This is a genomic window from Ruegeria sp. HKCCA5839 (assembly GCF_013035585.1).
Classification (GTDB): domain Bacteria; phylum Pseudomonadota; class Alphaproteobacteria; order Rhodobacterales; family Rhodobacteraceae; genus Ruegeria.
The window spans coordinates 135,074-152,621 of sequence record NZ_WQIE01000005.1 but is presented as its reverse complement, the minus strand read 5'-3'; the positions used below and the strand labels follow the sequence as shown (position 1 = coordinate 152,621).

Sequence of the window (17,548 nt, the reverse complement as noted above, 5' to 3'; positions counted from 1 at the left end):
GCTTATTTGACGATTTTTTCGTCTTTGACGAACATATTGGCCCAGGCGCGATCAATCAGGTCTGGGCTCATCTGATAGGGGATGCCTTCGAACTCGCAGATCGAAATCATCTGATCGATCAGGAAGATCGGCTGATAGTTCGCGTAGATGTTGTTGATGGTCGGATACTTGACCTTCAACAAATGCACCAATGCGGCCTCATCCAGCGGAATACCGCGTTTACGCGCAACCATCGCGAAGATTTTCAGGAAGTTTTCCTGGTTCGGACCATCGATTTTGATCTTGAAGAAGATCCGGCGCAGGGCCGCTTGGTCAAAGATTTCGTTCGGGTGGAAGTTGGTCGAGAAGATAACCAGCGTGTCAAAGGGCACTTCGAATTTTTCACCCGATTGCAGGCCAAGGATATCCTTGCTTTCTTCGAGCGGAACAATCCAGCGGTTGATCAGCGCCTGCGGCGGCTCTGCCTGACGACCAAGGTCGTCCACGATGAAGATGCCGCCGGTTGATTTTAGCTGCAGCGGCGCCTGATAGGTCCGCGCTGTTGGGTTATAGACCAGATCCAACATGCTGAGCGACAATTCACCACCGGTCACAACGGTTGGGCGTTCGCACTGAACATAGCGTGAGTCGAACCGTTTGCGGCGACGCAGGCTGTTGGGGTCATCGGGCTCTTGTTCGATGGCGGTGTGTACAATCGGGTCATAAACGGTGATCACCTGACCGGCATATTCAATCGCCCAGGGCACATAAACGTTGTCGCCCAACGCATCACGAATACCGTTCGAGATTGAGGACTTACCATTGCCCGGAGGGCCATACATAAGAACCGAGCGACCGGCGCTGACGGCGGGGCCCAACTGATCCAGCAGATCGTCGGGCAGAACCAGATGGCCCATCGCACCCGTCAGCTGATCTCGGGTCACCTGAATGTTGCGGATTGACTGGCGTTTGACCTGCTCGCGGTAGACATCCAGCGGCACCGGCATTGCGCCGAAATATTCTGACTGGCTGAGCGCGTCCAGCGCCCGGGCCTTGCCCGCATCGGTCAGCTGATACCCCATCTCGTTTCCCGAGTTGGCGTTGAGTGTACCGGTCGCCTCCAGCAGCTTTTGGTCGCGGGCCATGTCGATCAGTTCTTGCGTGACAGCGCCCGGCAGACATATCGCGGTGGCAATTTCCGAAACGGTATCCACATTCTTGCGAAAGATGGTTTTCAGCAGAATGTCCCGCATCATAACCAGAGGAAGTCTCATCTCTCCCAGGCCCTTAGGGGCAGGGGGGGCCATTACGGAAGTGGTCTGCATATTCATGAGCGTCGCCCGTCTATCCAAAAATAACGTCAATAACCTGTGCAGGCTTACGCGTTAAAATTTGGCGGGGCTTTGTGGCAGGACCAAGGCGCTGGCAAGGCGTGGTGATGATTGTTTACGACCCGCGAAGCGCGCCGAAAATCAAGTAGATACAAAGGGTTCCAGCCAGTGTTAGACCCATGGGAAACTTTTTACCCATCTCCCAGCTTTTCCAGTCGGGGGCGAACTGGCGCAGAGGGGTGTGCTTGACCAACCTATGCGCTGTAACCGATCCCAAGGTGGTTGCCGCCAGGATTATGATTACCAGGAACAGATCCCCGGTCCAGATAAACGGGGCTGCCGCGGCGCAGAACTTTGCGTCTCCGGCGCCCATTGCGCCAGCAGCGTTCAGGACAATACCAGCCAGCAGGACCACAAGAAAATGCGACAATTGCCAGACATAGACCGGCAGAGTCAGCCCGAAACTGCCTTGTACCCACTCCCCCGACCAAGGGGGCAGCAGGAACAGACCGACAGTCACAAAGACAATCAACAGCGCCGTGACCGCATGGTTCTTGATGCGCATTTCCCGCATATCGGTGAATGCAACGTAAAAACAAATCGGCGCCACGAAGGGTAGAAACCACGCCGCGACTGCGGCCGGTATGACCATGGATCAGGCTTCCTCAAGCGCGCGCAAAGAGCGGACGGCCTCATCAAAATGCTGCGGGTGGGTGGCGATGGCTTCGCGGAACAAGTTCTTGGCGATATTGATGTCACCCCGTTTCACAGCGGAAATGCCCATCGTGTTCAGCAAAAGCGCGCGCTCTGTTTGCGACATCGGGATGACAGGCAGGCTGTAATTCCCCTGAGCGCTGCGCGCCAGAACAAGATTGTTCTTTGCGGTAAACAGATTCTTGTCCTGCTGGATAGCCTGCGTGAACAGACGTTCGGCATCAACAAAATCGCCGCGTGTCAGCTTGGAATAACCCCAATTGTTCATAACGCCTGCCGGTCGTGTGGTCAGACCAACAGCTGTTTCATAGAACTGATCCGCGCGCTTCCAATCTTTTCGAGAATCTGCGACGACCGCTTCAAGCCTGTAGCGTTTGAAGGTCTCATAGGTCGGGGGAATGGCATCAAGCACTGCTTTCGCTCCATTCCAATCACCATTTCGCACCAGCGCGTCGGCATATTCCACACGATCGGAATTTGTGACGCCGTTCATCGTCGTAACCCGTTTCCAGGCGGCTGACGCTTCGGTTGTGCGTTTCGCACGTGTCAGGCTGATCGCCAGCCCGCGTTGCAAATCGATACGGTCCGGATTCTTGGCTGCGGCACCCATAAAATAGGTCACCGCTTCGTTCGGGTCGGCGGCTGTCAAGAGAACTTCATTGAGGTTTGTCTCATCAATGACGTTCACTTCCTGAAACGTGCGTTCGACCTTTTCTTCTTCAGTCTCTTTTTCGCACGCAGCCAGAACAAAGCCGCACATAACAATGGTCGGAATCACAAATGTATGGCGCATTTTTGCGTCCTTTACTGCTCTTTGCCTCTGTTACTGGACTTTCCGCAGCAGGAATTCTCCGTCCCCGCGCTGTTCCAGCTCAAATTCTTGTTCTTGCGGCGTATTATTAACAGGATTTTCCATTTTTGCGAGTGCTAAGCGCAGATTGTCACGGATTGCGTCACTTTCGCCATTGTCCAGCGCATAGGCCCGTCGAAAGACTTGCGCCGCTTCGGGATATTCACCCTTTTCGACCAAAAGAACACCCAGGTTGTTCCAGCCCACGGGCCAGTCGGGTTCTTTCTCGACCGCTTGTCTGAGCAGAGGTTCAGCCTGACCCAGGCGACGCAACCCTACATTGGCTGTGCCAAGCGATGTCAGGACCCGTGCGCTGAGGCCTTCGTCAAGCGCGACGCGCGAGAAAGACTTGAGCGCAAGTTCATATTCGCCCGCCGCCATCAGGCGATTGCCAACGGTGAATTCGTCTTCACCTTCGGCACTTGTATCGATGCCTGGCGCAAACGGATCGGGCGTATTGATGGGCTCAGTGCACGAAGCCACCATGGCAAGGACCATGGTGGCTAGGAACGTTTTACGCGCGCGCCTTGTTACGGCGCTTGAGAATGAATTCATGCCTGTATCAGACTCCGGTGGAGACTCCACCGCCTCTGCCGAACTCCATGATGCCTTTTGCCGAAGGGCCCACAAGAATGACAAGCAGCGGAGGAACTGTCAGCATCATTGTGGCAAGTGTCATTTTGGTTGGCAACTTATTCGCGGCCTCTTCGGCTCGCATCACGCGTTTGTCACGCATCTCGCCGGCGTAAACTCGCAAAGCTTCGGCGATGGACGTACCGAATGTTGCCGATTGGATCATCACGGTCACAAACGCGCTGACATCCTGCACGCCACACCGCGTTGCAAAATCACGCAGCACCGTGTCTTTTTCTTTACCGGCTTTCATCTCATAGGCGACGACTTCGAATTCAAGCGCGATGTCGGGGTAGGATTCCTTCATCTCGGCGGCTACGCGCACGATCGCCTGATCCAATGACTGGCCGGCTTCGACGCAGACCAGCATCAGGTCCAACGTATCGGGGAAACCGGCGATGATCGCCTCTTCTCGTTCCGCAACGCGTCGCGTCACCCAGTATTTCGGAACAAAATACCCGGCCAGACCGGGGCCAAGGACCCGCAATAGCAGCTGAGTTGAATCGAACTCCTGGCCGTTTGCAAAAACCGTTACCAGGGAAATCCCGACCAAGATGCCGACGATTCCCAACGCAAACTGGGAAAAGTGATAAAACCGAACCGCGTCCTTTGACTGATACCCCGCCTGGCGCAGCTTCAGCTGAACGGCCGAATACTCTTCCTGATCTTTTGGCTCCAGGAAAGTCGCAAATTTTTCAAGCTGTTCGTTCTGCCCAGCCTGACGCAGTCGTTCTTTCTGAGCTTTTTTGCTTTTCTTCGGCGCCGCGGTTGAACGCTGCAGCTTTTTCAACGGATCTTCGGGTTGGTTCAGCATCAGTGGAACCGCCACCAGGACCATGATAAGCCCAAGCGCCCCGACGATGATCAGGGGGGCAAGCTCGCCGAGGTTTTCGGTAAGGAAAGTGTTGATACTACTCAGGAATTCCATGACCTAACCTCAGACCTTGATGTTTGTCAGAATGCGCATGACGATCAGGTTCAGCGTCAGCATGATGCCAACGAAGAAACACGCGGGGATGAAATACGGGTGATCCAAAACATCGTCGTAATAGGTCGGATCATTCACCATGATAAAGATCAGACACGCCACCGGGAAACCCGATAGAAACTTGCCCGACCATTGCGCTTCTGCGGTGATTGCTTTCACGCGGCGGAACAGACGAAACCGTGCCCGGATCACTTGAGCCAGACCAGCCAGAATTTCGGCAAGGTTACCACCGGATTGTTGCTGGATCCCAACCGCAACGGCGAGGAAGCGAAGATCCTGCATATCCAAACGGGCCGCCATTTCTTTCAGCGCCTCACCCACATCGCGACCATAGGCGACTTCATCGGAGATGATGCCAAACTCGGTTGCCAGCGGGCCATCGACTTCGTTCGCGACAATCTGAATGGACGAAACGAACGGGTTACCGACACGCAATGATCGAACCATAAGCTCGACAGCGTCAGGCAACTGTTCTTCGATGAGTGCCATGCGCTTTTTGGCTTTTTGGTTAACCCACGCATAAACAGCGCCAACACCAATCGCGACCGAAAGCGCCGAGCGCAGCAGAATGTCCGTTGCGGTGGCCACGCTGAGCGCGACAAAAACCAAGCCGGACAACGCTGCCATAATGACAACCAACTGTCTTGGTGAGAAAGCGATCGCTGCTTTTTGTGCCTTGTCCGCAAGAAGCGAATACAGCGGGATCGACTGGGTCTTCATATGCTGCTGCATTTCTTTGCGCAGCTGCTCAAGAACCTGTTCGCGCCCGACGCCTTTGTCGATCATATCGAGGCGGCGATTGACCTTGCTGTTCAGACTGATGGATTTGCCGAAGGTAACAAGATAAAGACCTTCAACCAGGGCCAGCACCCCAACAAAAATGGCGACGTAGATGAGCGCCTCAAACGGCAATTGCATATCCGATGTCTCCTACATCGTGGTGGGGTCATAGATCGAAGCGGGCAGGTCAAAGCCCCAAAGGCGGAAGCGCTCAGAGAAGTTGCTGCGCACGCCGGTGGCTGTGAAATGACCGATGATCTTATTGTCGGGAGTCAGTCCAACACGTTGAAATTTAAAGATTTCCTGCATCGAGATTACATCACCTTCCATCCCGGTAATCTCAGTGATGGAAGTCATCCGGCGCGAGCCGTCCTGCAAGCGGCTGGCCTGAACGATCAGGTTCACAGCGCTTGAGATCTGGCTGCGGACCGCCTTGATCGGCATTTCGATCCCGGCCATCGCGATCATGTTTTCCAGACGCGAGATGCCGTCACGGGCCGAGTTGGCGTGGATCGTGGTCATGGAACCGTCGTGGCCGGTGTTCATGGCCTGCAACATGTCGATCACCTCAGCGCCACGCGTCTCACCCACGATGATGCGGTCGGGACGCATACGCAGAGCGTTTTTCAGACAATCACGTGGGCTGACCTCACCTTTGCCTTCCACGTTGGGCGGGCGGCTTTCCATCCTACCAACATGGGTCTGTTGCAGTTGAAGTTCCGCAGTATCCTCGATGGTCAGGATGCGTTCTGCATCGTCGATGAAGCTGGACAAGGCGTTCAGCGTGGTCGTTTTACCCGAACCGGTACCACCCGACACGATGATGTTCAGGCGGGTCGATACTGCGGCCTGCAGATATGCCGCCATTTCCTCGGTAAACGCGCCGAAATTGACCAGATCGTCGATCCCCAGCTTGTCTTTCTTAAACTTACGAATGGACACCAGCGAGCCATCAACCGCAATCGGCGGGACCATGGCGTTGAAACGCGAGCCATCGGCAAGACGGGCGTCCACATAAGGGTTCGACTCATCAACACGACGACCCACGGCGGATACGATCTTGTCGATGATCCGCATCAGGTGTTTTTCGTCTTTGAAAGTGATGTCACTGATTTCAAGCTTACCGGCACGTTCCACAAAGATCTGCTGTGGACCGTTCACCAGAATATCGTTGACAGTCTCGTCCTGAAGCAAGGTCTCAAGTGGACCAAGACCGGTGACTTCGTCATACAGTTCTTTGTTCAGCTGGGTGCGGTCTTCGCGGTTCAGGATAATGTTGCGTGATTCCAGAACTTCGCTGGCAATTGCACTGATTTCAGCACGCAGATCGGATTCTGCAGCGTTTTCCAGGGCTGCCAGGTTCAGGTTTTCCAGCAGTTCCCGGTGCAGCTCTAGCTTGATTTCACCCAAACGCTCTTTCCGCTTGCGCTCTTTGTCCGATCCGACAACTTCGCCTTTGACCTTTTGAACGGGTTTGCGCACGACGGCGTTTGCAGTGGCTTGAGGCGCAGCTGTCTCAGCAGCCGACGCCTGAGGCGGTTGCTGAACCGGTTGGGCGTCGGAAGGCTTCTTGTATCTTGAAAACACGGCGACTCTCCCTCGTGTTAAGCGGCTTCAGCGTCGTTGTTGCCAAGGCTATGAAGCGATTGAGCCATTTTGGCGATTTCTTTGCGCAACGGGTTTTTGGCCGCTGAGCTTTCCAAGGGCAGACCATGGTCACCGCTGTTCATGACCGGCTTGCCGCCATCGGGCAGGTGCAAATCGATGGAAATTCCAAGGCTTTCGCCCATACGTTTGACCCGGCTTTTCCCGTTGAGATCCGTGAACTTGGGTGCCCGGTTCAACGCAAAGCGTAATTTGTTGAATGGAAGCTCTTCGGATTGCAGCGCGCGTTTCAGGCGCAGCGCGTTTTGGGCTGATCGCATGTCCAGTTCGATCACAGCAAAGTAAACATGTGCAGCCTGCAACACCGTCTCGGACCAGTGAACCAGCGTTTTTGGCATATCCACGATGACATAGTCGAAATGCCTGCGCGCTGTATCGATAACTTTTTGAATGTCATCGGGCGTAATGATGTCCAGCGGAACCATGTCCGACGGCGCAGTCAAGACTTCCAGTTTGTCGTCAAATGTCTGCAACGCTTGGGCAAAGGATTCTTCATCCATCGATGCTGTATCGGAGAGCATCTCGAAAACAGCTTCATGGCGTGGCAGGTCGAGATAGGTTGAAACGGTGCCGTATTGCAAATCCAGATCGATCAGGCAAACACTTGGGCCGTCTTTGGGCGACACATTAGCCAGTTCCCAGGCAAGGTTCACGGCCAGTGTCGTCGCCCCGACGCCACCAGCAAGCCCATGGACAACGAACAAAGCGCCTTCTTTGGCCGAGTTTTCGGCCAACGCGACCGCCGATTGCTGAACGACAACCGGATCGGGCTGGTTCATCCGATCGATTGCCTCTTGCAATTCGTTTTCTGGAAGCGGGTAGGGGACAAATTCGTCCGCGCCTTTGCGCAAAAGCTGGTGCAATGAGGCTGGAGTAACGTCTTCCGCGATCAGAACAACCTTGATCTTCTTTTCTTTTGCTTGAGTGATGATCTCGCCCATCAAAGAGAGGTTGTCTTCGTCATCACCATCTATGGCCAGCGCTACGAACTCCAACGCTTCGGCTTCGGGTTGGCTGAAAAAAGCAAGGGCTTCGGCGAAACCGAGATCGCCCCAGCGTTCGCCCAGAGCGGCTTCCATGTCTTCGATCAGAAGGTCGAAATTCTGAACATCCCGGCTGATTGTGCAGGCCAGGATGGCGGTGTCATCATCTTGCGGCGTTGCGCTCATCTTAAATCAATCCTCGTCGAGAGGGCTGAGCAAACCGGCTGAACTGTAGGGAAGGTTCTGGTTCGCTGTCGCCCTGGTGCGGTCAATCTAAACCGCAGGTCACCCTATTGTTCGCAATGTCGCGTGGAAGTTGGGCGAGATTTAGGCGCAAAAGAACCAATTGTTTGAAATTGGGCGACGATGCCGCCCAATTTCATTTTATTGTGTTATTCGCCGCTATTGACGTCTTCTTGTTTCTGAATGTCACTCTTTGTTTTCGCGCTTTCGACGTATTCGCGATAAATGACTTCAGCATACTTGCCATCGAGCAGCTGGTTGCGGCTGTCGACGAAACCCGAGACTTCGGTTACGGTTCGGCGGTTTCGACGGTCCCGATTGGGCGTATCGACCAGTGGGCGCGATTTGCCAAACGAAACAGCTGCCTCCAGACGCGAGCGCGAGATACCCTGTTGGGTCAGGAAAGCAACTGCGGCATTGGCGCGACGTTGCCCCAAAGCCTGGTTGTATCCGCTTGATCCAACTGCATCCGTGTGCCCGTAAACGCGGAAGCGTGCTTCGGGGAACTGTTTGATCCAATCGGCCTGGCGCAACAGGATTTGCTGTGCAGACGCGTCCAACTGCGAGCTATTGAAAGCAAAGTTGATTTGCGTCGGTACCTCAGCAGCGAAGCGTTGCCCAAGGATCTGTGCGTAGGACAGTTCTCCGCTTTGAACTTGGATATTGTTCAAGGTGGCGTTGCCAAAAGTGCCCTGATCAATCTCAAATCCTGCTTCACGTGTGCAGCCAGCGATCGCGACTGAAAGACCGAGTGTAATAATCCACTTATTCATTGGTCTTACCCTCCAATTAATCCAGCACGTAGCCGTATGAGCTGCCGAAATCTTGATTGGCGATCTCTGACGCGGCACCATTGCCAAGACGTTCGGTTCTGGCGACGCGCCCGTTGACGAACAGGTCAAACTCGCTGGGCGGTTTCACCCGATCTGTCGGCAGGGCAAGCGCCTCACCGCGTGTCGGCGTGACCAGATGCGCTGTTACGATGATGATCAATTCACTCTGTTCACGCTGGTATTGCGAACTGCGGAACAGTGCACCCAACACAGGAACGTCACCGAGCCATGGAACTTGTGCGCTCAGATCTGCGAAGTCATCTTGGATCAACCCAGCAATCGCAAAGCTTTCACCATCGCGCAGTTCAACGGTTGTCCGCGTTTGCCGCACAATAAAGCTTGGAACGTTGTCACCATTGATGGTGAAGGTCGAGTTCGGGTCGATGCTGGACACGGTTGCGCCCAGTTCCAAGTTGATCAGGTCTCCGTCGACAACGCGTGGAACGAACAGAAGCTGAACACCAAACTGCCGGTATTCAATTGCGACCACACCATCATCTTGCGGAACCGGGATCGGAACCTCACCACCGGCCAGGAACTCGGCCTCTTGCCCAGAAAGGGCAGACAGGTTCGGTTCCGCCAAGCTGCGCGCCAGCCCTTTGTTTTCAAGCGCTTCGAGCAACAACCGGACTTGAGTAGAGCCCGCGCCAAACCCGAAGAGGATAGCGCCGGTATTCGTTTGAACAAACGGAATGTTGTTGTTCAAAGCGTTGCTCAATGCACCTTGGTTGTTCAGGGTATTAAAGCCGCCTGATGCGTCAGTTCCGCCAAAGCCAAGCGATGCGGTCAGGCTTTTGGCGACCGACCGGTTCATCTCGGCAAAGCGGACTTTCAGCATCACCTGCTGAACACCAGCGACGCTCATCAGGTTGGATACACGCTCGGGCGCATACCGTTCGGCCAATTCCAGTGCACGTGCCAGACGTGCGCTGCTGGAAACCGTACCGGATAGCACGATACCGTCATTGGCTGTGCGCACTTCGATCTGCTCGTTTGGCAGAATTTGGCGAAGCCGCTCTTTAAACTCTGTCACATCCGGTGCAACACGCACCCGAACATTGGCCAGAAGGTTGCCTGCGCCATCGAACAATGTCAGCGTCGTAAGGCCAGGTGTCTTACCCAGCACATAGATCGTCCGATCTGATAGCGAAGAAATGTCAGCGATACCGGCGTTTGCAATGCTAAGCTCTGCAAACGGCTGCTCGCTTTCTACTACAATCGCGCGGTTGACGGGAACTTCCAGCGTTTCCGCTGTCCCTTTCTTGACCACGCGAAGGGTTTCAGCCCAAGCGGCATCGCCGATTGGGCCCACAACTAGCGACAACCCCAGCAGGGTTGCGCTGATCCAGGAACGTATTGTCATGTGACCTGCCTCTCCGATCACCACTCTGTTATATGGGTCTAATGCCCTATGTGAGCGGAGCCTGCGATGAATCTGGATTTATTGCAATAATCAATGGTTTCCGGAGTTTTCCTTATGTGGACAATCCGCAACAACCTAAAAGAGAGAGCCGCGCAAGAAGCGCGGCCCAATAACGTTAACGGGTTGAATTGACGTCAATTTGTGCAGGGGATCGGAGTCTCGACGATCTCTCCGCCGCGGCGGGTTTTGATCGTGCAGACACGCTCGGGCACTGGAGCGGGCGCCGGTGCGGCTTCTTTGATATCCAACAGTTTGCGCTGATCGACTTCTACCGCGCTCGCGACCTCTTCGTCTTGGAACCCAACAAGCGCCAGCGACATACGTCCTGTGTTTTGCGCCTGCGCCAGAGCAGCAATCTGTTCAGATGTCGCTGCCACGGTTACGGTTCGTGCGATTGTCGCGCCCGTCAGATCCGATCCAGCTGTCTGGTCCACCGCAATCAATTCGATATTTGTTTGAATCAAACGGGTGATTTCACCGGCGACGCCTTGTCCAAGCCCTTGGACCGACCCTGTCCAGTAGACATCTACACGGTCACCAGGACGCAGAAAGCCCGAAACACCTGATGCGACATCGACGCTGATGGCAAAGGCGCGCATACCTTTTTCAAGTTGGGATGTTAGCCCGGCAGCTTCGCCAGGTCGCGTGACCTTTACGGCAAGCAGCGCTTCGTCTTTTTCCATCGCTCGCAGAACAAAGCGATCCTTGTTAGCGTCGTCCGGGAACAGGACGCTCATGTCCACGAATGCACCCTCGGGAATCGCGTCTTCGGGCCAGCGCACGGTGCGGACATCTTCTGCGACCAGTTTTTCACCGTAGCGGAGTGACCGATTCGAAACGATTACCTCGACAGTTGGGACAAGCCCGGCCTGTGCATTCGCAAGTGCTTCTTCGCGTTGCCGCAGCTCGTAAGCCTGCTGCGCGCGGGTTTTTGTAATATAGTCGCGTGCTAGATATACAGCACCACCGGCCAACGCGACCCCGATGATCAGAACAAGTCCAAAAACAGCTCGCATTTGTTCCTCGTTACCTAATGTTGTTTCACTTCAAACGGCGATCATTGCCGCTTTGGCTCATAGACAACCGTAATCTGGAATTGTGTCGAAAAAGGGGACAATGCGCAGTGTTTTTAGGTCATAAAAAGGTGTGCTGAGCCTCTAGGCTCTAGTCGAATTTGAGTTGCACGACCTGTACATTCTCCAGCGCACTACCGGTTTTTTCATCAAGCTCCTGTAGAGACCCGTTCAACTGAGTATAGGTTAGGCCTGCAAGTCCGACGATCCCGGCGGTTAAGACCACCCAATCGACAGTGACAGCGCCGTCTTCGGATTGGAAGAAATCAATAAATTTTACCAACATCGTTTCGCTACCATCCTGGGCTAATAAGTAGGGGTCCCGCCTTGGCAAAGGCGCGACCCCCAAATTCATGTTTCAGCTGTTGCTGATATTACGGCGAAGGTGTGAAGTTCGGCGCAGTTACTGTGGTATCTGTCAGAGCGGTGCTTACGTCACCGGCCAGGTCGCTGGCACCAGCGCTGATCTGGTTGTAAGCGATTGCTGCCAGAGCAACAACAGCAGCGGTCAGTACGACCCAGTCAACGGTCACAGCACCGTCTTCGTCTTTGCGGAAGTTCTTGATGAACTTGATCATGTTACGTCCCTCCTAAAGGATCAAAAAGTAATAACCTAGGCGTCTTTCAGAGCTTTCTCTCTCAGTCCGCTCCCGATCGTCTCGGTATGACCCAATGTTTGCCTGTTGCGCGTGGCAGGAATTGGGCCAAACGCAATTTTTTTGGAAAAAGACGCGATTTTTTTCCTTTGAGATGATTAAGTGGCTGAAAAATATAGGGAAATATTTTCATATTTTCTTAAAGACTCCTGAGAAGCGATGCAAAATAGCGGCAAATGAGGCGAAACTGCCCCATTCTGGGATGTTTTACTGGCGTCGAGTGGTGTTTCAGGGTTCTAAATGAGCAAAAAGAACATTCGAGGCAGGCAAATGTTATTTCGCAAAGCGCTGATTTGCGCTTCAGCAGCGTTGTTGCCCATTGCAGGGGCAATTTCGGTATCGGCGACCGAACAAGAACCACGTGGCGTCTATAAGCGCATCAAGGCACCGGCACCGGGGACAAGCCCTCGTGTAACGATACAGATAACGCCAGAAGAACACGCGGCGAAACCGTCTGCGCCAAGTACCGGCGCTGAACTCATCGTGCCCGAAATCATCGCGCGGGCAAAAGCGCCGCCACCTGACTTCGTTTTGCCGGGCAAAGCCAGCAAGCCGGTCGGGTCTTATAAAGCGTTCTGGAATCGTGTGTCGCCAGAGATCGACCGCGCCAGTGCCGAGCGTTTGAGCTCAGCGATTCAGGCGCTGTCTCATGTCAACGTCTCGTCACCAAGGCTGCAAAGCTTGCAAGACATCGCGCAGCAGCGCGGCGTTGATATTCTGCGTTCGACAGTGGGAACAAACGTGTCTCCGGCTTTGGTGCTTGCGGTTATTTCGGTCGAATCTGCGGGACGGGCAGACGCTGTCAGCTCCGCCGGGGCGCAGGGATTGATGCAATTGATGCCCGCAACCGCCTCACGATTTGGGGTCAGTGACAGCCTGAAGCCCGATCAGAACATTGCGGGCGGTGTGAAATACCTGAACTGGTTGATGGAAGAATTCGGCAACGACCCGATTCTTGTTCTAGCGGGTTACAATGCGGGCGAAGGGGCAGTGCGCAAACACAGCGGGGTTCCACCCTATGCTGAAACCCGAGATTATGTGCCCAAGGTTCTTGCGGCCTTTCAGGTGGCTCGGGCTCTTTGCACCACGCCGCCTCAATACATCTCGGATGGTTGCGTCTTTCAGGGACTGAACTGAAAAAAGGCCCGCACAAAAAGGCGGGCCTTCTCTATTGGTGGAGGCAAAGCGGATCAGTTGACCAGATTTGCTTCGGTTGCCTCGCGAATTTGATCCTCGGTCACCCCTTCGGCGAGTTCGACGATCTTCAAACCACCTTCGACGACATCCAGTACACCCAGATTGGTGATGATACGGTTCACAACTTTCTTGCCGGTCAGCGGCAGAGTGCATTTCTTCAGCAGTTTGGATTTGCCGTGCTTGTTGGTGTGATCCATCACCACAATCACGCGACCAACACCGGCAACCAGGTCCATCGCCCCGCCCATGCCTTTGACAAGAACGCCGGGAATCATCCAGTTCGCCAAATCGCCCTCTTCATCAACTTCCATGGCGCCCAAAACGGCGGCAGCGATTTTGCCCCCCCGGATCATGCCAAACGAAGTTGCGCTGTCGAAATACGAGGTGCGTGACAATTCGGTGATCGTCTGCTTGCCCGCATTGATCAGGTCTGGATCTTCCTCACCTTCAAATGGGAAGGGACCCATGCCCAGCATGCCGTTCTCGGATTGCAGCGTAATGTCCTTGTCGCCCACATAGTTGGCGACGAGCGTCGGAATCCCGATGCCCAGGTTCACATACATGCCGTCTTCAAGCTCTTGCGCCGCGCGGGCGGCCATCTGATTACGATCCCAGGGCATTATGCATCCTCTTTCTTACGAGTGGTGCGCTGTTCGATGCGCTTTTCGTGGCTGCCTTGAATGATGCGGTGCACATAGATGCCAGGCAGGTGGATCGCGTCGGGATCCAGCGATCCGCGCGGAACAATCTCTTCGACTTCAGCGATACAAATCTTGCCACAGGTCGCTGCGGGCACGTTGAAGTTGCGCGCGGTCTTGCGGAAGATCAGGTTGCCGGTGTCATCGGCTTTCCAGGCTTTTACAATGGCGAGATCGGCAAAGATGCCTTCTTCCATAATGTAAGTCTCGCCGTTGAACTCTTTGTGCTCTTTGCCTTCGGCAATAACAGTGCCCACACCCGTCTTGGTGTAAAAGCCGGGGATCCCAGCACCACCGGCGCGCATCCGCTCGGCCAAAGTGCCTTGTGGGTTGAACTCCAGCTCAAGCTCTCCACTAAGGTACTGACGCATGAATTCCGCGTTTTCGCCCACGTAAGAGCTGATCATCTTCTTGACCTGCTTGGTCTGCAGCAAGATGCCGATGCCGAAATCATCCACACCTGCGTTGTTTGAGGCAAAGGTCAAATTCTTCGCACCCGATTGCTTGATTGCTTCCAGCAGCAATTCCGGGATACCGCACAGGCCAAACCCGCCCGCAGCGATCAGCATACCATCCGAGATCACGCCATCGAGCGCCTCAGTGGCAGTGTCGTAGATTTTCTTCATGTAAAACTCCCCCAGTGACGTGGTGTTGCGCCGAGTTGTGCCGCCACGTCACGGGGAAGTCAACGAAACCGGGGGTAGGGTGGTATTTCTACCTATTCCGCAGCTTTCTTAGTGGTCTTCTTCGCAGCGGCCTTCTTTTTTGGCGCTGCCTTTTTCTTGGTACCTTTCTTGGCCGCGCGTTCATTGACCAGTTCGATGGCCATTTCCTGCGTCACGTCCTCGGGCTTGATGTCCTTGGGGATCGTGGCGTTGACCTTCTCCCATTTGACGTAGGGCCCATAACGCCCGTCCAGCACCTGCATGGCACCGCCATCGGGATGCTCGCCCAGTTCTTTCAACGGTTTCGCAGCGGCCCGGCGACCGCGACCCGGATTGGCGCGTTTCTCGGCCAGAAGTTCGACGGCGCGGTTCATCCCGATCTCGAACACGTCGTTCGGATCTTTGAGGTTGGCATAGACCGGTTTCGCCTCGTCGGGCAGTTGGTGCATCAGATAGGGGCCGAACCGTCCGAAATTCGAACTGATCATGCCGCCTTCGGGGTGTTCACCAATCTGGCGGGGTAGGGACAGAAGCGTCAGCGCCTTGTCCAGATCCATGTCGTCCTTGCTCCAGCCGCGCGGCAGCGAGGCGCGCGGGGGTTTCTTGTTCTCGGGCGTTGGCTCTCCACGTTGAACATAAGGCCCAAACCGACCGGATTTCAGCCAGATCTCATCACCTGCATCTTCGCCCAGCAGCCGCTCATCGCCTTCGGCCCCTTCGCCAGCAATTGGGCGGGTATAGGTGCATTCAGGGTAATTGCCACAGCCGACAAACCCGCCGGTGCGCGAGGTTTTCAGATGCAGCTGACCCACACCGCATTTGGGACAGACGCGCGGATCAGATCCGTCCTCGCGCGGCGGATACAACTGCGGGGCCAGCGCCTCGTCCAGTTTGTCCAGAACTTCCGAGATTCGCAGTTCCGAGGTTTCACCAATCGCAGCTGAGAAATCGCGCCAGAATTTACCCAGAAGGTCTTTATAGTCTCGATCACCGGCGCTGACATCATCCAGCTCTTCTTCCAGGTTGGCGGTGAATTCATAGCCCACATATTGGCGGAAGAAGTTCAGCAAAAAGATCGTGACGATCCGGCCCTTTTCCTCGGGGATCAGCCGGTTCTTGTCTTTGCGCACATATTCGCGGTCCTGAATCGTTGTCACGATCGAGGCATAGGTCGACGGTCGCCCGATGCCCAACTCCTCCATCCGTTTGACCAGAGTGGCCTCGGTATAGCGCGGCGGGGGTTGGGTATGGTGTTGCAGGGCCAGAACGGCCTCATTGTCGGACAGGATCGCGGCCTTGTCTTCTGCCTTGGTGAATTGGTCTTTCAGTGAGGTCTTGGCGAATTTCGCCGGGTCGCCTTGCATGATCTGCGGCAGGCGCTTGTCATCATCATCGACCACATCGTCGCGGCCTTCTTCATAGACGCGCATGAACCCGTCAAACAGAACAACCTGACCCGTCGCGCGCAGACCCACCTGACCGTCTTCGCTGCCAATCTCGACCGTGGTGCGTTCCAGCCGGGCGGCGGCCATCTGACAGGCGATGGTGCGTTTCCAGATCAGGTCATAAAGCTTGCGCTGATCCTCATCCGTCACTTTCAGGGCCTTGGCATCGCGAGTCATATCGGTTGGGCGGATACATTCATGCGCTTCCTGCGCGTTCTTGGCCTTGTTCTTATAGATACGCGGGCTGTCGGGCACATACTCGCTGCCATAGCGGTCGGCGATTGCATCACGCGCGGCAGCCACGGCCTCGGGCGCCATGTCGATGCCATCGGTCCGCATATAGGTGATATATCCTGCCTCATAGAGCCGTTGTGCCACCTGCATCGCGTGGCGTGCGCCCATGCCGAACTTGCGGCTGGCTTCCTGTTGCAGGGTCGAGGTCATGAAGGGCGCGCTGGGATTGCGCGCGGCGGGCTTGGCCTCGACCGAGGTCACGCTGAGCGCGCGGCTGGTGATGGCCTGAACCGCCAATTCCGCCTGGGTCGCGTTGGCCAGATCATGTTTGTCCAGCTTTTTCCCGGCCATGGTGACCAAACGCGCCTCATAAGTCTGGCCGCGCGGGGTTTCGAACAGCGCCTTGACTGACCAGTATTCAACCGGTTTGAACGCCTCGATTTCCATCTCGCGTTCGACGATCAGACGCAGACAGACCGATTGCACACGACCGGCGGATTTCGCACCGGGCAATTTGCGCCACAGAACCGGGGACAGGTTGAACCCCACCAGATAATCTAGTGCGCGCCGGGCCAGATAGGCCTCGACCAGAGGCATATCCACCTCGCGCGGGTTGCGCATCGCCTCGGTCACGGCTTCCTTGGTGATCGCGTTAAAGGTCACGCGGCTGACCGGTGTGTCTTTCTTTATCGAGCGGCGCTTGGTCAGCGCTTCTTGCAGGTGCCAGCTGATCGCCTCACCCTCACGATCAGGGTCGGTGGCGAGGATCAGGGCGTTGTCTTCTTTCAGCGCATCCGCGATGGCTTTTACATGTTTGCGACTGTCATTGCCAACCTCCCACTTCATCGAAAATTCGTGGACGGGATCGACCGATCCGTCCTTTGGGGGCAGGTCCCGCACATGGCCATACGAGGCCAGAACCGTGTAGTCAGGGCCGAGATATTTATTGATTGTTTTTGCTTTGGCCGGAGATTCTACAACAACTACGGGCATTTAAGGGGAATCCTCGCTCGACGAAATGGGCGCCTTCTATGGTGGTGCAAAATGTGTGGGGCAAGACAGAATTGTCAATGCGTTCCTTTTACTGTGTGAAAAGCGGCGTGATTTCAGCGCACTATTGATGCTATCATCGCCGTGTCGGGGCGCCAGGCCGGGAAT

The 17,548-nt window shown here is 55.2% G+C and carries 17 protein-coding genes; 1 reads left to right on the top strand and 16 read right to left on the bottom strand.

What is annotated here, in order from left to right:
• Positions 1-2 precede the first annotated feature (2 nt).
• The 13 genes from GOV38_RS14735 to GOV38_RS14675 all read right to left on the bottom strand — a co-directional run bounded on the left by GOV38_RS14735 (position 3) and on the right by GOV38_RS14675 (position 12,073).
• A complete protein-coding gene (locus GOV38_RS14735) occupies positions 3-1,310 on the bottom strand; it encodes an ATPase (protein WP_171100391.1) in 1,308 nt (435 codons plus the stop codon).
• A 115-nt stretch (positions 1,311-1,425) separates the two neighbouring features.
• The gene (locus GOV38_RS14730) at positions 1,426-1,962 is read right to left on the bottom strand and encodes a prepilin peptidase (protein ID WP_171209503.1); all 537 of its coding nucleotides are present in this window, start codon (positions 1,960-1,962) and stop codon (positions 1,426-1,428) included.
• Between the two features lie 3 nt (positions 1,963-1,965).
• Positions 1,966-2,817, bottom strand: coding sequence for a lipopolysaccharide assembly protein LapB (locus tag GOV38_RS14725; protein ID WP_171131471.1), 852 nt, complete (start codon positions 2,815-2,817; stop codon positions 1,966-1,968).
• 30 nt (positions 2,818-2,847) lie between these two features.
• Entirely contained in the window at positions 2,848-3,429 is a 582-nt protein-coding gene (locus tag GOV38_RS14720) for a tetratricopeptide repeat protein (protein ID WP_254430592.1), read from the bottom strand.
• 7 nt (positions 3,430-3,436) lie between these two features.
• Complete coding sequence (locus tag GOV38_RS14715; RefSeq protein ID WP_171131470.1) at positions 3,437-4,435, bottom strand: type II secretion system F family protein; 999 nt, start codon at positions 4,433-4,435, stop codon at positions 3,437-3,439.
• Between the two features lie 9 nt (positions 4,436-4,444).
• Entirely contained in the window at positions 4,445-5,413 is a 969-nt protein-coding gene (locus GOV38_RS14710; protein ID WP_171100383.1) for a type II secretion system F family protein, read from the bottom strand.
• 12 nt (positions 5,414-5,425) lie between these two features.
• Complete coding sequence (locus tag GOV38_RS14705) at positions 5,426-6,862, bottom strand: CpaF family protein (RefSeq protein WP_171209504.1); 1,437 nt, start codon at positions 6,860-6,862, stop codon at positions 5,426-5,428.
• Between the two features lie 17 nt (positions 6,863-6,879).
• Positions 6,880-8,109 carry an AAA family ATPase gene (locus GOV38_RS14700; protein ID WP_171209505.1) on the bottom strand — a complete coding sequence of 410 codons (1,230 nt, stop codon included), beginning with the start codon at positions 8,107-8,109 and terminating at the stop codon, positions 6,880-6,882.
• A 206-nt stretch (positions 8,110-8,315) separates the two neighbouring features.
• On the bottom strand, positions 8,316-8,939 hold the full coding sequence (locus tag GOV38_RS14695) for an OmpA family protein (protein WP_171100377.1): 624 nt from the start codon (positions 8,937-8,939) through the stop codon (positions 8,316-8,318).
• Between the two features lie 16 nt (positions 8,940-8,955).
• A complete protein-coding gene (locus GOV38_RS14690) occupies positions 8,956-10,362 on the bottom strand; it encodes a type II and III secretion system protein family protein (protein ID WP_171100375.1) in 1,407 nt (468 codons plus the stop codon).
• Between the two features lie 194 nt (positions 10,363-10,556).
• A complete protein-coding gene (gene cpaB, locus GOV38_RS14685) occupies positions 10,557-11,438 on the bottom strand; it encodes a Flp pilus assembly protein CpaB (RefSeq protein ID WP_171100373.1) in 882 nt (293 codons plus the stop codon).
• A 148-nt stretch (positions 11,439-11,586) separates the two neighbouring features.
• The gene (locus GOV38_RS14680; protein WP_171100371.1) at positions 11,587-11,781 is read right to left on the bottom strand and encodes a hypothetical protein; all 195 of its coding nucleotides are present in this window, start codon (positions 11,779-11,781) and stop codon (positions 11,587-11,589) included.
• Positions 11,782-11,869: 88 nt separating this feature from the next.
• Complete coding sequence (locus GOV38_RS14675) at positions 11,870-12,073, bottom strand: hypothetical protein (RefSeq protein ID WP_171100369.1); 204 nt, start codon at positions 12,071-12,073, stop codon at positions 11,870-11,872.
• Between the two features lie 348 nt (positions 12,074-12,421).
• Between GOV38_RS14675 and GOV38_RS14670 the strand changes: the two genes are divergently transcribed.
• Positions 12,422-13,288, top strand: a complete 867-nt coding sequence (locus GOV38_RS14670) for a lytic transglycosylase domain-containing protein (protein ID WP_171100367.1) — start codon at positions 12,422-12,424, stop codon at positions 13,286-13,288.
• A gap of 53 nt (positions 13,289-13,341) precedes the next feature.
• Here the strand turns inward: GOV38_RS14670 and GOV38_RS14665 are convergent, their stop codons facing one another.
• From GOV38_RS14665 to topA, 3 genes are all read right to left on the bottom strand, one after another.
• Positions 13,342-13,968, bottom strand: a complete 627-nt coding sequence (locus tag GOV38_RS14665) for a CoA transferase subunit B (RefSeq protein ID WP_171100365.1) — start codon at positions 13,966-13,968, stop codon at positions 13,342-13,344.
• Positions 13,968-14,672 carry a CoA transferase subunit A gene (locus GOV38_RS14660; RefSeq protein ID WP_171209506.1) on the bottom strand — a complete coding sequence of 235 codons (705 nt, stop codon included), beginning with the start codon at positions 14,670-14,672 and terminating at the stop codon, positions 13,968-13,970. Before GOV38_RS14660 ends, GOV38_RS14665 begins: the two co-directional genes overlap by 1 nt.
• A gap of 92 nt (positions 14,673-14,764) precedes the next feature.
• Complete coding sequence (gene topA, locus GOV38_RS14655; RefSeq protein WP_171209507.1) at positions 14,765-17,383, bottom strand: type I DNA topoisomerase; 2,619 nt, start codon at positions 17,381-17,383, stop codon at positions 14,765-14,767.
• Between the last annotated feature and the right edge of the window lie 165 nt (positions 17,384-17,548).